This is a genomic window from Ralstonia sp. Ralssp110, from assembly GCF_047325135.1.
Classification (GTDB): domain Bacteria; phylum Pseudomonadota; class Gammaproteobacteria; order Burkholderiales; family Burkholderiaceae; genus Ralstonia; species Ralstonia mojiangensis.
On sequence record NZ_CP168609.1, the window covers coordinates 1,628,660 to 1,643,632 of the forward strand.

The window sequence follows — 14,973 nt, forward strand, 5'->3', positions numbered from 1 at the left end:
CCCTAGCCCGCCAGCATCGTCTCCAGCAGCCACGCGCCTGCCTGCCCAAGCGTGCGATTGCGTGACCATACCGCGTCGACTGGCACCAGGCGGGGCCAGCCGCGCGCACGCACTTCATGCAACCGGTCTGCCGCAAAGTGATCCACCAGCCAGCGCGGCAGCTCCGTCCAGCCGAAGCCCAGCACCGCCATTTCAAGCAGCATCAGATAGCTCGGCGCAGACCATCGGCGAGCGCTGCGCACGGGCACTGCGTCGGCACGCGGCCCAGCCCTGTCGACGAAGGTGTTCAGCCGCAGTTCGCGTGCCTCGCGCAGGATTGCGTGTGGCACTTCCTCGTCGCCATATCGGGCGAGCGGGTGCTGCAGCCCGACGAACAGTCCGATCTCCGATTGCTCTGCAATGGTTGCCCATCCAACGTCGGCCGGATAGGCCGCCTGCGCGGCCACCAGGCCGATCTGGGCGCGGCCCAACTGGATGATGTCGACCACGTCTTCGTGTTCGGCGATCAGGCATTCGAGTTCGAGGTCGGGGTAGCGCTGCTCAAGCGTGGCGAGCGTTTGTTCATAGCGGTCGGACTGGTAAGTGTCTGACACCACGAGCGTCAGGCGCGCTTCCAGGCCGCCAGCCATCTGCGCGGCCAGGCGGTCCATCTGCGCGCTGGCGTCAAGCACGCGACGCACTTGCGTGAACATGGCACGGCCCGCCTCGGTCAGCGTCGGCTGACGCGTGCTGCGGTCGAATAGCGTCAGGCCAAGATCGATCTCCAGGTTGGCGATTGCCTCGCTGATGGTGGATTGCCGCTTGCCCAGTTTGCGGGCCGCCGCCGAGAACGAACCCAGCGTGGCGGCTTCGGCAAAGGCGAGCAGGGCTTCCGGGGAGTGGCGCATCGGAACCTCAGAGGGGGGGGAGTTCCTATCAATGTATCGGAAAAACCGATGATACGAAACTGGATAAAGCGGCTTACACCGATGAAAATGACGTCTGCTTTTGGAGGTAATCGCAATGCAAGTCTCATACAAAACGCCAGCCGAGCGTCTCGTACATGCGCTGACGTTCGAGCTGATTGCCATGCTCATCTGCGCGCCCCTGTTTAGTTGGCTGATGGATTTGCCGTTGGCTGAAATGGGTGTCATGACCCTCATGTTTGCCGCGGTGGCAATGGTATGGAACATGGTGTTCAACGCCATCTTCGAACGCGTGGAGCGTCGCTACCGGCTTTCGCGCACCGTGATCCTGCGGGTGGTGCATGCCTGTCTGTTCGAAGGCGGGCTGGTCTTGATGCTGGTGCCGCTGGCCGCCTGGTGGCTGGACGTGGGCCTGTGGGAAGCCTTTGTGCTCGACGTCGGCATCATGCTGCTGTTCCTGCCGTACACGTTCTGTTTCAACTTCGCGTACGACCATCTGCGCGCACGCTGGATGTCGCGCCGCGCGCTGGCCTGAGGCGCAGGCTGGCCTAGGGCAAAAGGAGCAGTGCAGGAGGTGACGCGCTTCCTATAATGAAGTCCCTTTCCAGACGGGCGCAGCGGTCGCAAGCCGCTGCGCCCGTATTGCCTTATGCCGCGTCTTCTGACCACGTCACCTCATGCCTCGGCAACCGTGCTGCGCCACTGCTACGTAGCGGCCTGCGCAGGCGATGCCGTGGGCGTGATGAACGTGCTGCGCGACGCGTGCGGCGCAGACCATGCTGCGGCAATGATCCGGTGGCGCGTCGATAGAAGGTGGCACTGGGTGGCATCGCGTGGCGCGCGCGCGGCTGACATGCTGCTGCATGCAGTGCGCGGTGATGGCGTCGATTCGTGGCCTGTGGCCGATGCCGAAGTGCGCGGCGCGGTGTGGCTCGATTACTGCAAGTCGGGCGTGCCGCAACCCATGCGGCACGGTGCGGCACCACAAGCCTTGTTGCCGCACTTTGCGCAAGCCCTGCCGTTGTGCTGGCAACGCGTTGCGGCACGCACAGGGTTCTCGCCTGCGCAGCCGGCCAGCCTGTGGTTGACCGATGCATTCCACCTGACGCGCCGCGAAGCCGATGTGGCCGATCTGCTCGCAAGCGGCTCCGACCCAGCCTGTATTGCCCGCACGCTAGGCATTTCACTCGACACGGTGCGCACGCACCTCAAGCACGTCTATCGCAAGACCAACACGCACAGCCAGTGCGATGTGGTGCGGCTGATGCTGGCGCTGTCGGCGCGTCGGTAGGGGCGGCCGCGTTTTGATCAGGTAGCGGCCATCTTTGGTGGCGCTACGGCGGGGGTGCCGTCCTGGAAAAGGGTCTGCAGTTGCGCCCGCAACTCGGGGGAATCGGTGTGCTTGTGCACGGAAACGGCATGCTGCACAGCCGCCTCCAGCAGTTCGGCATCGCTGTCGGCGCTGATGGCGACCGAGCAGTTGGTCTCGCTGGGGAAGGCGCGGCAATCGATGTAGCGGCGGCCCATGGTGGTGCTCCTGGAATGACGAATGACGACGGCGCGACGCGGTGAACCACCGGTCGCGCGTCTCTTCGTTATAGGGTCGCCAAGGAGGCGCGTCGTCCCCCGTATGGGGTAGGGGCACCAACCTCTGGCAGCGGTGCGTCAGTCGAGGAAGACGTATTGCGCCAGGTACGGGCTGCGGCCTTCCTGGCTTTCTTCCGTGCAAGGTTGTGCGGGTGCGATGCCGCCGTGGGTCTGCAGCCGCTGCACGTAGCGCACACCGCTCAACAAGCCCGCGCCGCCAACATTGGTGGCTTGCAACAGCAGCAGCGGAATGGCACCGGCTTCCGCGGTGTTGGGCACTTGCTGCAAGACTTTTCCTGTGATCTTGCTGCCGTCTGGGGCTTCCCAGCTTGGGCCCGCACCGTGTTTGATGACGAGCTTGCCGCTGGCATCGTAAAGCTCCGCCAGTGGCGCCTTGAAGGCCCACGCCAGGGGCTTGTCGCCGTCGCGCTTGCAAACGTAGATTTGCACCCCCGTGGCCGATAGCGTGGCGACGATGTGGTGTGCATCGGCTGGCTGGAGCACGGCGGGCGCAGTTTGCGCCATGACTGTCTGCGCGCTGGTCATTGCCAGTGCGAGCAGAAGGGCAGATGCGGTGCGGTGACGAAGCGTTCGGGGCAGGCTGGTCATGGTCTTCCTTGTATAAGTGGCGTGCTTGTTCACGGAGCCAGCTTCGCCCCACGTTCCCTCAACAACTCGCGCAGCACCGACCGATGGCAATGCGCCTCGTCCTCGCAATAGCACCCGACCGACAGGTTGGTCTGGTGCGAAAGCGCGGCCAGCATGTCGAGCAATCGTGCCGCATCGCCGTCGCGCATTTCGGTGCGGAAGTGGCGCACGAAGGTTTGCCAGCCCTTGTTTTGCTGATCCTTGTCGTGCGCGGTCTGTGCGGCCTGGGCCTGCTTGACGAGTTCGGGCGTGGGAGAGAGCAGCGGCATCCAGACGTCGTAGAAATCGCGGCTGGCGAATTCTTCCTTGGGCACGCCGCGTGGCGGGCGCCGCACGGTGCCGATGCGCAAGCCTTCGTCGGGGTGACGCGGCTCGCCGAGCCGGACGATGCGTAGTGCCATGAAATGCCTCCGTGCGGATGCTGCGTGCTGCTCGTTGTGCTCAGGCGTTTTGCGTTACGAACCCTGCCGGTTCTGCACCGTCGGGAAGAAAACATCCTTCCACGACGCGGGCTTGTTCTTGAGCGTGCCCACGCGCTGCATGAATTCAGCATAGTGTGCGACGCCCACGGGCGTGGTCGTGAAGCGCGAATCCGGATCGTCCAGGATCTTCTTCACTTCTTCCGGCGAACTCTTCACCTTCGATTGCGCAATGTAGATCTGCGCAGCTTTGGTCTTGTCCTTGGCGATGAGGGCGTTGGCTTCATCCAGCGCCGCCACGAACGCCGCCGACAGCTTCGGGTTGGCCTCGTAGAACTTCTTGCTGGTGTAGGTCATGTCCAGCGTGATGTTACCCAGCACATCGACCGTGTTGAACACGCGGTGCAGGCCGGGTGCCGCGGCCTCGGTGTACGAGAAGGGCGGCGAGGCCATGTGGCTGTTGATCTGGCTGCCGCCGGCCAGCATGACGGCGGTGGCGTCAGGGTGCGGCAGCGGCACGGTGATCGGGTCAAGCTTGTTGAACTGCTTGTCGCCGAAGGTCTTGGCGGCAGCCATTTGCAGCACCACGGCCGGCAGTGAGGTCTTGATGCCGGGCACGGCAATGCGGTCCTTGTCAGAGAAATCCGCCAGCGTCTTCACGTTCGGGTTGCGTGTCATGAGGTACATCGACGACGAACTCAGCGACGACAGTCCGCGCACTTCCATCGCGCTGCCGCGCGTCTTGTCCCACAGCGTGAGGAAGCCTGGCACGCCCAGCGAGGCGATGTCCAGCGCGCCCGAGAGCATGGCGTCGTTGATGACGTTGCCGCCGTCCAGGATGCGATAGCTGACTTTGACGTCGCCCAGGCCGGCGGCCTTGGCTTGCTTCTCCAGCAGGTGTTCGCTCGCCATCACCATGATGGGCAGGTAGAGGATGCCGTAGCCGTGGGAGATGCGGACTTCGCTGGCTTCGGCATGCGCGGTGCTGACGGCGCCGGCCAGGAGCGATGCAGCCAGCGTGGCGGCGATTGTCAGGCGGAGGATGGTGCGGCGGGGGTGCTGCATATTTTGTCTCCTTGTTGCTCTGTTGGTCTTTATGCTTGTTGGTGGTGTATCCCTTGTTTCACCCCCTGCCGGGGGCGACTCACTTTCTTTGTCTTGCCAAAGAAAGTAAGCAAAGAAAGGCGCGCCCGATGCGGCGAAAGACTCCTTGAATTTCTGTGACCGTGCGGAGAAGGAGGCAAACTCGCTTCGCTCAAACAGGCCTCCTTCCTTTTTCCGCCCGCTCACAAAAATTCAAGGCGCCGCATAGGGCAAGGTACGGCCAAACCGTCTGGGGCGCTGGCGTTGCTCCCATGTTCAGTTCTGCATGCCCCAGCGTTTGACGGTGCGGGCTTCCAGCGTGCGGAATACTAGGTTCTCTACCAGCAGGCCGATGATGATCACCGTCAGCAGGCCGGCGAATACTTCCGGAATCTGCAGCTGATTCTTGTTTTCGTAGATGTACCAGCCGAGGCCGCCCTGGCCGGAACTGACGCCAAACACCAGTTCCGAGGCGATCAACGTGCGCCATGCGAAGGCCCAGCCGATCTTCAGGCCCGTGAGGATGGATGGGAACGCCGCCGGGATCAGGATCTTGGTCAGATACCCCATGCCCGAGAGCCCGTAGTTGCGGCCCACCATGCGCAGCGTGTTCGATACCGACAGGAAGCCTGCATGCGTGTTGAGCGACACCGCCCACACCACGGAGTGCACGATCACGAAGATCAGGCTGCCGTTGCCCAGGCCAAACCACACGAGCGCGATCGGCAGCAGGGCGATGGCCGGCAGCGGGTTGAACATGGCGGTGAGCGTTTCCAGGAAGTCCTGCCCGAGCCGATTGCTGATACCCAGAACCACCAGTGCGCACGACAGCGCCAGGCCCAGCGCATAGCCCGCCAGCAGCGTTTGCATCGACGTGCCGATGCGGGCGAACAGCGTGCCGCTGGCCAGCCCTGCCCACAGCGCCTGCACGGTATCGGAGAAGGTCGGCAGCAGCAGCGGGTTGTCGAGCCAGCGCGCACCGCCTTCCCACACGAGTGCGAGCACGACGAGGATGACGAGCTTGCGCAGCCATGCCTGCTCGTACAGGCGTTCAGCAATGGAGAGCGGTTTTTCCACCACGCCGATGCGCTCGAACGCCACGGGCGTGCTGTAGACGGGCGCGCGGTTGCTGATGTCGGTGGTGGCCGGCATGGATAGGGTTTCAGTCTGCATGGGTTTCCTCCACCGTGCGGGCGAACAGCATGTCGTGGATCTCGGCTTCGAGGGCCTTAAAGCGCTCAGGGTCATCATCGCCGCGTACAAGGCTCGGCAGTTCGGCGCGCACTTGCCCGGGATGCGGCGAGAGAATCAGGATGCGGCTGCCGCAGCGGATCGCCTCCGGAATCGAGTGCGTGACAAACAGCACGGTGAAGCGTGTTTCATCCCACAGCTGCAGTAACTCGTCTTGCATCTTGCGGCGCGTAAGCGCGTCGAGCGCTGCGAAGGGCTCGTCCATCAGCAGCACGTCGGGTTCCATGGCCATGCCGCGGGCGATGGCTACGCGTTGCTTCATCCCGCCCGACAGCATGTGCGGGTGGTGGTCGGCAAACTTGGTGAGGTTGACCTTGTTGATGTAGTGCAGGGCACGTTCTTCGGCTTCACGCGGGCCCAGCTTGCCCGTGGAGAGCAGCGGGAACAGCACGTTCTCTTTCACCGTCTTCCACGGCAGGAGCTGGTCGAACTCCTGGAACACCATCATGCGATCCGGGCCAGGCTTGGTCACGGGCTGGCCCTTCAGGCGGATCTCGCCTTCGGTGGGCGTGAGGTAGCCGCCGATGGCCTTGAGCAATGTCGATTTACCGCAGCCCGATGGGCCCAGCAGGATGTAGCGCTCGCCGGGGTAGACCTGAAAGTCGACGCGGTAGGTGGCCGTCACCAGATGCTGGCGTGTCTTGTACTGCAGCGTGACGCCGCGCACATCCAGCAGCGGTGGGGCCGTCGATGAGTTGGCCTGCATGATGTTGTCTCCTGTGTGTGTTTTTTGTCCGTATGGGTGGCAGCGAGAGGTGGCGTTACCGGATATCCACGTGGTACCGGAAGTGCGCCGCCGCCCCGCGTGAGCGCCGCCATTCAAGCGGCACCCGGTCGTAGCCGCGCGCAACGCGTTCGATGACCATCACCGGATCGCCGGGCTGGATGCGCAAGAGCCGCGCATACGTTGCGTTGACGGCCTCGGCGGTGAGCGTTTCTTCGGCGCTGGCGATGATCTGGCCGCAGTGGGATTCGTACAGCGGATACAGCAGGTCGCCAAACGCGTCGAGTTCCAGCGTGGCGAGCGGCGCGAAACGGTCGTACGGCAACCAGATTTCTTCGGCGAGCATTGGCGCGCCATCCAGCAGGCGCAGCCGGGTCAGGCGAATGACCGGTGAGCCGGTCTCAATCTGCAGACCCGCAGCCGGCGCCGACGGCGCATCGAGCACGTCGCGCTTGAGGATGCGGCTCTCGGGAATGCGCCGCTCGCCGCTTTCACTCTGGAAGCGGAAGAAGCGGAACAAGGAACTGGCAAAGCTGGCACGCCGCACGAAGGTGCCACGGCCCTGGAAGCGTTCGAGCAGCCCTTCGGCCACCAATACGTCGACGGCTTTGCGGACGGTGCCGACCGCCACGTTGTACGTCTTGGCAAGCTCGGCTTCGGTCGGGATGGCGTCGCCCGGGCGCCAATGCTGCTGGGCGATCTGCGCGGCCAGATCGTCACGCAGTTGCTGATAGCGGGGCAGGCGGAGATCGGCGGGCATGGGTATCGGAAGTGGTCAACTATTCATCTATATGACTCGTCATTGTAGGGAGCTTGCGAGCGGCAGGCATTACAGGAAAACCCGCAGGGCCCGGTCGAATCGACACGGGCCCTGCGGGTTTTTGAGAGAACAGCTGGGTTAAGAATTAACGCGTGGCGCGAGCCGAAGCCGGCAGCGGCTCGGTCTGTTGTGCCTTCGGACGGCGCAGCAGCCGCAGCGCATACCAAGCCAGCACAAGCGCACCGATGGCGAACACGATGTCACCCGGCACACGCAGCCAGACCAGCGTTTCCATCACTTTCGAGTGCACCACCTCCGGCGAACGGGCGTACCACATGCCCTTGGTGACGCTGGCCCAGGCCTGGTAGATACCGGCTGGCAACAGCGACATGAACACCATCATTGCCAGGCCGATGTTCAGGCCCCAGAACGCGGGCTTGAGCAGGCGATCGGCATGCAGGCTGCGCGCATACAGGCCGCGCAGGCAGAACAGCATCAAGCCGATACCGAGCATGCCGTACACCCCGAACAGTGCCGCGTGCCCGTGGGCGGCCGTCATGTTCAGACCCTGCACGTAGTACAGCGAAGCCGGCGGGTTGATGGCGAAGCCGAGCAGGCCCGCACCGACGGTGTTCCAGAAGCCCACGGCCACGAAGCACAGCACGGGCCACTTGTAGGCGTTGAGCCACGGCGTGCCTTGCGTGCGACGATAGTTCTGCAGCGCTTCGAGCCCGATCAGCGAAAGCGGTACCACTTCCAGCGCAGAGAACACTGCACCCACCGAGATGATCGAGGTCGGTGTCCCCGTGAAGTACAGGTGATGCAGCGTGCCCAGAATGCCGCCGAACAGGAACACGATCGTTTCAGCCACGATGGCCCGGTTGGCGCTGCTGGCGCGAATCAGGCCCAGGCGCGTGAAGATGAGCGCGATGACGGCGGTGGCGAACACTTCAAAGAAGCCCTCGACCCACAGGTGGACGAGCCACCAGCGCCAGTATTCGATCATCGAATAGTGCGTGTGTTGGCCCCACACCAGCGACGTCGAATAGAACCCGCCGATGCATGTGGCCGACAGGAACACCATGGCGATCAGCCCGCGCGATTCCGACGGCGTCTTCAGTGCCGGCCACAGGGCGCGGCCCAGCAGCACGACCCAGAACAGCAGGCCGACGAACAACAGGATTTGCCACACGCGGCCCATGCTGGTGTATTCCAGCCCTTGGTTGCCGACCCAGAAGCCGAAGTCCGCACCGCGATGTTGCAACGTGCCGAGCCAGCCGGTGGCGATGGAGCCCACCACGATAAAGATGAGCGCCCAGAACAGCAGGTCGACGCCCAGCTTCTGGAACTTCGGTTCACGCCCCGACAGCAGCGGCGCAATGTACAGGCCCGTGGCCAGCCACGCCGTGGCAATCCACAGCACGCCCAGTTGCGTGTGCACCGTGCGGCTGATCACATACGGCAGCACCTGCGCCAGCGGAATCCCGAAGAACGATTCACCTTCCACCGCATAGTGCGCGGTAATGGCGCCCATGCCGATCTGCACCAGCATCAGGCCGATCACGGCAAAGAAGTACTTGCGCGTGGCCTTCATCGACGGCGTGGCGACCACGTTGAGGAACGGATCGGCCGGCAGCGGCGCAGCTTCCTCTTCGTGCTTGCTGCTGCCGTGCAGCCACAGCATGGCGGCAATACCGCCCAGCAGCAGCACGATGCTGACCATCGACCACATGGCGGCACCGCCGGTCATGGTGTTGCCCACGAGCGGTTCATGCGGCCAGTTGCTCGTATACGAGATGTCGGTCTCGCCTGGGCGGTCGGCAGCGGCGGCCCACGACGTCCAGAAGAAGAACGCCGCCAGGGCTTCGCGATCGGCCGCTTCCGGCAGCACGCCGGTGGCCATGGCGTATTGATCGCGCAACGTTGCCAGCGATGGATCGGTGCCGAACAGCGCCTCGAAGTGTTGCGCCACACCGCGGATGGCTTCCGCACGCTCACGCGACACGGTCAGGATGTCGTGATTTGCGTCGTACGTATTGCGGCGCATTTCTTCTTTCACGCTGGCGTCGACGGCGGCTTGCTGCACGGTCGTCAACGGCGCATCGGTATCGAACTGCTGATGCGCGCGGATGGCTTGCAGCGCCGTGGCTTCACGGTGAAGCCAATCGGCAGACCAGTCAGGTGCAACGTAGCTACCGTGGCCCCAGACGGTGCCAAGCTGCTGGCCGCCGGCTGCCAGCCAGGCTTCCTGGCCGCGCTGGATTTGTTCGCCGGTAAAGAGCACCTCGCCCACAGAGGTGACAACGGCATGCGGGATCGGCGGTGCTGCCAGATAGATCTGCCGGCCCAGATAGCCCAATGCTCCGAACGACAGGATGAAGATCAGGCCGAGCCACCGCCACAGCCTTTGGTTGTTTTTCATGACAAGGTTCCTTGCAGGATGCGATCGGAAATTCAGGCGCCACCACCGCAGCCACCACAGCAGTGGCCGGCGCTGGCGGCAGAGGCCACCTTGGTGATGGCAACGCGCCACGTACCGGGGCCGCGCTCAAGGTAGTCCCAGGAAAACTGTCCCGGGCGCTCGACTTGAAACTGAGACTGCAGCGGGCGCGGATCGTGATCGTTGATCAGCTCCAGGCTCTGGCCGATGCCGAGTTCGCCAAAGGCGGAGAAGATCAGCGGATGGCGCTCGCGCGGCGCCAGCACGCGCAGGTCGAGCTGGATGGTGGAGGCGGACTGTGTCATGGGGATTCCCTCTGTGGGTGTCGCATCAAAAAGATGCATTAAGGATGCAACTATGTTACTGAGGTGAATCTCCGGCCTTATTGATGTATATCAGATGCTTGTTTTATGGGTATCTTGAGGCGGCAAATCACGCCACGACTGGGCTTGTCCGCCATGCAGCAGCGCGGATGTGCCGATCAGGGCCGTTTTTCGTTTGCGCTGTATCAAAGCCCTACTGGCTGCCGGGGCCTAACGTGGAGCGGACGACACCAGACCGATACACGGGAGAAAAAATGAGCCGTCTTCACACCGTCCGCAGCCTGATGCGCGCGGGCCTGATTTCTGTGGTGCTGGGCGCAGTGCTTGCGGGCACTGCGGCGCGCGCCGCCAGCGCCAAGTTGCCGGGTGATTTTGGCCCGCCGCGCGGCGAGCCGATCCACGCCGTCCTCACGAGTCCGCCGCTTGTGCCACCGCCGGTCCACCGGAACTATCCAGCCAAGGTCATCGTGGAGCTGGAAGTGGTCGAGAAGGAAATGCAGATCTCCGAAGGCGTCAGCTACACCTTCTGGACGTTCGGCGGCACCGTTCCCGGCAGTTTCATTCGCGTGCGGCAGGGCGACACGGTGGAGTTCCACCTCAAGAATCACCCGAGCAGCAAGATGCCGCACAACATCGACCTGCACGGCGTGACCGGTCCGGGCGGCGGCGCAGCATCGAGCTTCACCGCACCGGGCCATGAATCGCAGTTCACCTTCAAGGCGCTTAACGAGGGCGTCTACGTCTACCACTGCGCCACCGCGCCCGTGGGCATGCATATCGCCAACGGCATGTACGGCCTGATCCTGGTTGAGCCGCCCGAAGGCCTGCCCAAGGTGGATCACGAGTACTACGTCATGCAGGGCGATTTCTACACGGCCGGCAAGTACCGCGAGAAGGGCCTGCAGCCGTTCGACATGGAAAAAGCCATTGACGAACGCCCGAGCTACGTGTTGTTCAACGGTGCCGAAGGTGCGCTCACCGGTGACAAGGCGCTGCACGCCAAGGTGGGTGAAACGGTGCGCATCTTCGTTGGCAACGGCGGGCCCAACCTGGTCTCAAGCTTCCACGTAATTGGCGCCATCTTCGACCAGGTGCGCTATGAGGGCGGCACCAACGTGCAGAAGAACGTGCAGACCACGTTGATCCCGGCGGGTGGCGCGGCAGTTGTGAAGTTCACCGCGCGCGTGCCTGGCAGCTATGTGCTGGTCGACCACTCCATCTTCCGTGCCTTCAACAAGGGCGCCATGGCGATCCTCAAGGTGGATGGCCCGGAGAACAAGCTCGTCTATTCCGGCAAGGAACTGGATTCTGTGTACCTGGGCGATCGTGCCGCACCGAACATGAGCGCCGTCACCAAGGCGACCGAGGCTTCGGTGAGCGGTACCCTGACCGTGCAGGATCAGGTGCAGGCTGGCCGCGCGCTGTTTGCGGGTACCTGCTCGGTGTGCCACCAGGGCAATGGCGCCGGGTTGCCGGGCGTGTTCCCGCCGCTGGCCAAGTCGGATTTCCTCGCCGCAGACCCGAAGCGGGCGATGAACATCGTGCTGCATGGCCTGAACGGCAAGATCAAGGTCAACGGGCAGGAATACGACTCCGTCATGCCGCCGATGACGCAGCTCAATGACGACGAGGTCGCCAACATCCTGACCTACGTGCTCAACAGCTGGGACAACCCCGGTGGCCGCGTGAGCGCGGACGACGTGAAGAAGGTGCGTGCCCAGCCGGCGCCCGCCAAGGCCGTGGCCGAACATTGACCGGATCCGCACGACCATGAGCCGCCTGACCTTGCACCTTGCTGCCATGTTGATGGCGCTGGCTGGCGCCGCTGCGCAGGGCGCCACCTATGTGCGGCTGCCCGGCGGCGACTTCGACAGCGTGCTGCCCCAGAACGCACCGGGGCAGCCGCAGCGGGTGCGCATCGAGCCGTTTGAGTTGCGCACCACGCCGGTCACCATCGGTGAGTTCCAGACTTTCGTACAACGTCACGAGGCCTGGCAGCGTGGCCGTGTGCCGCAGGTCTTTGCCGGCAAGGCCTACCTTGCCGACTGGGCCGACGCGACGCACGCCGATGCGCAAGCCTCACCGCAAGCGCCGGTGACTGGCGTGAGCTGGTTTGCGGCCCGTGCCTATTGCGAAAGCGAAGGGGCGCGCCTGCCGACTTGGCTTGAGTGGGAATCCGCCGCCGCGGCCGACGCCACACGCGCAGACGCCCGCGACGACCCGCAATGGGCGCAACGCATTCTTGGCTGGTACGAACGGCCCGCCACGCGTGTGTTGCCGCCCGTTGGCGGTCCAGCGGATGTCCATGGCGTGCGCGATCTGCACGGCCTGATCTGGGAATGGGTCGACGATTTCAACGCACTCTTCATCGCCGGGGACAGCCGCACGCAGGGCGACCCCGACAAGCAGAAGTTTTGCGGCGCCGGTGCCATCAGCATCGTGCGCCGCGACAGCTACGCCGTGCTGATGCGCGTGGCGTTGCTGTCATCACTTGAAGGCGCCGATGCCACAGGAAGCCTTGGCTTTCGCTGCGCCCGATCCATCAATGGAGAACGTCCATGACGCTTCTTAAGCAACTTTGTCGTGCCTTTGTGGCACTCATGCTGGCCGGTGCCGCAGCCGTCGCGCTTGCTGCCGGGCCCGTCGCTTCGGGCTCGCTGTATCAATCTGATGTGGCGTTGACCGACCAGAACGGCCGCGTCTTCCACCTGGCAGACCTGCGCGGCGAGCCGGTACTCGTGAGCATGTTTTATTCGTCGTGCCAGATGGTCTGCCCGATGATCTTTGAGACCATTCGCGCGACGCTCGCCAAGGGTGGTAAGCCCGCGCACGACGGCGTGCGGGTGCTGATGGTGACGGTCGATCCGGAGCGCGATTCCGTTGCGGCGCTCAAGAAGACAGCCAACGCGCATGGCGCCGACGACCACTGGCAAGTCGCCCGCGCAAACGCCAGCGGCACGCGTGAGGTGGCGGCGCTGCTGGGCGTGCAATACCGGCGCCTGGCAGATGGCGATTTCAACCATTCGAGCACGATCCTGCTGCTGGACGCAGAAGGGCGCATCACCGCGCGCACCAATACGCTGGGCGCGGTTGATCCGAAGTTGGTGGACGCGATGCGCAAGCTGGTGGCGGCACAGCGTTAAGCGCGCCGCGCCGCATGTCTGTCTAGGCTTTGGTGTAGGCGGCGACCGTCTGTGTCTGCACGCCAAGGCCGTCGATGCCCAGGCGCATGGTGTCACCGGCCTTGAGATAGCGCGGGGGCTTGGCTCCCATGCCGACGCCGGGCGGCGTACCGGTGCAAATCAGGTCGCCTGGGTGCAGCGTCATGAAGCGGCTGACGTAGCTCACCAGATGCGCCACGCCAAACACCATGGTCGCCGTGCTGCCCCGCTGCGCACGTTTGCCATTGACGTCGAGCCACAGGCCAAGCGCCTGCGGGTCGGGCACTTCGTCACGCGTGACCAGCCACGGGCCGACGGGGCAGAAGGTGTCGCAGCCCTTGCCCTTGTCCCACGTGCCGCCGCGCTCAAGCTGGAACTCGCGTTCCGACACATCGTTCACCACGCAATAGCCGGCAACGTGTGAGAGCGCTTGTTCGCGGGAAACATCGCTCGCCGTCTTGCCGATCACCACACCGAGTTCAACTTCCCAGTCGGTCTTTTCAGAGCCGCGCGGCAGCATGACGGCATCGTTGGGACCGTTCAATGCGCTGTTGGCTTTAAGAAAAAGGATGGGTTCCGCGGGAGGGGGCAAGCCGGCTTCGGCGGCATGGTCGGCATAGTTCAGGCCGATCGCGATGATCTTGCCGATGCCGGTCCATGGCACACCAAAACGGGTATCCGGCATCACGGGCAAGGCGCCGATGTCTACGCCTGCGAGTTGTGCGAGCGCGGCATCGGACAACTGCTGCGGGCCCAGTTCGCTGATCACGCCTGACAGGTCGCGCACGCGGCCTTGCGTATCGATCAAGCCTGGGCGTTCTGCGCCGGGCGCCCCCACGCGTACGAGTTTCATTGCGCGCCTTTCTTGGGGGCATCCTTGGTCGATCGGGTCGGGCGCCCGGCCTCGGCCAGGCTGCTTGCCACGACGCTCAGCACTTCCTTGGCAGTGTTCTCCGAGTGCAGGCGCAGCACCTGTGCCAAGCGCGGGCGTCCTGGCTCGCGAAGGGCGGCCATGATGGCTTCGTGTTCTTCGTGCGATTCCTGCCAGCGCAGCGTGTCGGCGTTGGCCGCGCCGCGCGCGCGGTGCACCTTGCTCATCAACGTCGCGTAAATGCCGGCCAGCACTGGGTTGGCCGTGCCATCAATGATGAGCTGGTGAATTTCCTGGTTGATGCGGAAGTACTCGGTACGCCTGCCCGCCGCGTGCGCGTCAAGCATCGCCTGGTGCTTGCGTTCCAGGCGCGCCAGAGCCACCTCTGACAGCCGGGCCGCTGCCAGTTCTCCAGCCGTGAATTCCAGCCCATGCAGCGTTTCGAAGGTGGCGCGCAGTTCATCCAGATCGAGCGGTGCTACGCGGTAGCCGATGTACTGCCGATGCAGCACCAGCCCCTCGGCCACCAGCACCTTGAGCGCCTCACGCAGCGGCGTCTTGGAGACATCGAACATTTCACAGAAGGCACGCTCGTCGATGCGGGCGCCGGGCGGCAGTTCGCCTTCTTCGATGAGGGTGCGCAGGCGCGAAGCGATTTCGGCCGACATGCCGAGCGTGCGCAGGCGAGGGGATTGAAGCAGCGGTTGGGTCACAGACGTCACCAGAATGGGGAAGATGCACCACAAAAGGCTATCACACACCGAGATTGTGCTTTTTGTAGTCAATAAAATCAACAACTTA

Annotated in this window: 17 protein-coding genes; 5 read left to right on the top strand and 12 right to left on the bottom strand. The window is 63.9% G+C overall.

Annotated features, from left to right (window positions below; genetic code table 11):
* Positions 1–2 precede the first annotated feature (2 nt).
* Positions 3–887, bottom strand: a complete 885-nt coding sequence (locus ACEN9T_RS07845; RefSeq protein ID WP_413706019.1) for a LysR family transcriptional regulator — start codon at positions 885–887, stop codon at positions 3–5.
* 115 nt (positions 888–1,002) lie between these two features.
* On the opposite strand from ACEN9T_RS07845, the gene ACEN9T_RS07850 reads away from it, so the two are divergent.
* Positions 1,003–1,440, top strand: coding sequence for a multidrug/biocide efflux PACE transporter (locus ACEN9T_RS07850; RefSeq protein ID WP_413706020.1), 438 nt, complete (start codon positions 1,003–1,005; stop codon positions 1,438–1,440).
* Positions 1,441–1,554: 114 nt separating this feature from the next.
* A complete protein-coding gene (locus ACEN9T_RS07855) occupies positions 1,555–2,196 on the top strand; it encodes a helix-turn-helix transcriptional regulator (protein ID WP_092972248.1) in 642 nt (213 codons plus the stop codon).
* A 17-nt stretch (positions 2,197–2,213) separates the two neighbouring features.
* On the opposite strand, the gene ACEN9T_RS07860 is transcribed toward ACEN9T_RS07855, so the two are convergent.
* From ACEN9T_RS07860 to ACEN9T_RS07900, 9 genes are all read right to left on the bottom strand, one after another.
* Positions 2,214–2,432: a DUF1059 domain-containing protein gene (locus tag ACEN9T_RS07860; protein ID WP_413706021.1), complete on the bottom strand. Its 219-nt coding sequence runs from the start codon at positions 2,430–2,432 to the stop codon at positions 2,214–2,216.
* A 138-nt stretch (positions 2,433–2,570) separates the two neighbouring features.
* Positions 2,571–3,101, bottom strand: coding sequence for a DUF3455 domain-containing protein (locus tag ACEN9T_RS07865; RefSeq protein ID WP_413706022.1), 531 nt, complete (start codon positions 3,099–3,101; stop codon positions 2,571–2,573).
* A gap of 29 nt (positions 3,102–3,130) precedes the next feature.
* The gene (locus ACEN9T_RS07870) at positions 3,131–3,541 is read right to left on the bottom strand and encodes a DUF488 domain-containing protein (RefSeq protein ID WP_413706023.1); all 411 of its coding nucleotides are present in this window, start codon (positions 3,539–3,541) and stop codon (positions 3,131–3,133) included.
* Positions 3,542–3,595: 54 nt separating this feature from the next.
* Positions 3,596–4,624, bottom strand: a complete 1,029-nt coding sequence (locus ACEN9T_RS07875; RefSeq protein WP_413706024.1) for an ABC transporter substrate-binding protein — start codon at positions 4,622–4,624, stop codon at positions 3,596–3,598.
* Between the two features lie 294 nt (positions 4,625–4,918).
* On the bottom strand, positions 4,919–5,815 hold the full coding sequence (locus ACEN9T_RS07880; RefSeq protein WP_092972244.1) for an ABC transporter permease: 897 nt from the start codon (positions 5,813–5,815) through the stop codon (positions 4,919–4,921).
* Complete coding sequence (locus ACEN9T_RS07885) at positions 5,805–6,599, bottom strand: ABC transporter ATP-binding protein (protein ID WP_413706025.1); 795 nt, start codon at positions 6,597–6,599, stop codon at positions 5,805–5,807. Before ACEN9T_RS07885 ends, ACEN9T_RS07880 begins: the two co-directional genes overlap by 11 nt.
* Before the next feature lie 55 nt (positions 6,600–6,654).
* Entirely contained in the window at positions 6,655–7,377 is a 723-nt protein-coding gene (locus ACEN9T_RS07890) for a GntR family transcriptional regulator (protein ID WP_024978366.1), read from the bottom strand.
* A gap of 145 nt (positions 7,378–7,522) precedes the next feature.
* Positions 7,523–9,799 carry a nitric-oxide reductase large subunit gene (locus tag ACEN9T_RS07895; RefSeq protein ID WP_092972242.1) on the bottom strand — a complete coding sequence of 759 codons (2,277 nt, stop codon included), beginning with the start codon at positions 9,797–9,799 and terminating at the stop codon, positions 7,523–7,525.
* Positions 9,800–9,831: 32 nt separating this feature from the next.
* Positions 9,832–10,122: a DUF2249 domain-containing protein gene (locus ACEN9T_RS07900; RefSeq protein ID WP_004627827.1), complete on the bottom strand. Its 291-nt coding sequence runs from the start codon at positions 10,120–10,122 to the stop codon at positions 9,832–9,834.
* Between the two features lie 272 nt (positions 10,123–10,394).
* Here ACEN9T_RS07900 and nirK point away from each other — a divergent pair, with 272 nt between their 5' ends.
* The 3 genes from nirK to ACEN9T_RS07915 are packed head-to-tail and all read left to right on the top strand — an operon-like array spanning position 10,395 to position 13,283.
* Positions 10,395–11,894, top strand: a complete 1,500-nt coding sequence (nirK, locus tag ACEN9T_RS07905; RefSeq protein ID WP_413706026.1) for a copper-containing nitrite reductase — start codon at positions 10,395–10,397, stop codon at positions 11,892–11,894.
* Positions 11,895–11,910: 16 nt separating this feature from the next.
* Positions 11,911–12,702 carry a formylglycine-generating enzyme family protein gene (locus ACEN9T_RS07910; protein WP_413706027.1) on the top strand — a complete coding sequence of 264 codons (792 nt, stop codon included), beginning with the start codon at positions 11,911–11,913 and terminating at the stop codon, positions 12,700–12,702.
* Complete coding sequence (locus ACEN9T_RS07915; RefSeq protein ID WP_413706028.1) at positions 12,699–13,283, top strand: SCO family protein; 585 nt, start codon at positions 12,699–12,701, stop codon at positions 13,281–13,283. The genes ACEN9T_RS07910 and ACEN9T_RS07915 overlap by 4 nt, the downstream gene beginning before the upstream one ends.
* A gap of 22 nt (positions 13,284–13,305) precedes the next feature.
* On the opposite strand, the gene ACEN9T_RS07920 is transcribed toward ACEN9T_RS07915, so the two are convergent.
* Complete coding sequence (locus tag ACEN9T_RS07920) at positions 13,306–14,154, bottom strand: fumarylacetoacetate hydrolase family protein (protein WP_413706029.1); 849 nt, start codon at positions 14,152–14,154, stop codon at positions 13,306–13,308.
* The gene (locus ACEN9T_RS07925) at positions 14,151–14,933 is read right to left on the bottom strand and encodes a GntR family transcriptional regulator (protein ID WP_413706030.1); all 783 of its coding nucleotides are present in this window, start codon (positions 14,931–14,933) and stop codon (positions 14,151–14,153) included. Before ACEN9T_RS07925 ends, ACEN9T_RS07920 begins: the two co-directional genes overlap by 4 nt.
* Between the last annotated feature and the right edge of the window lie 40 nt (positions 14,934–14,973).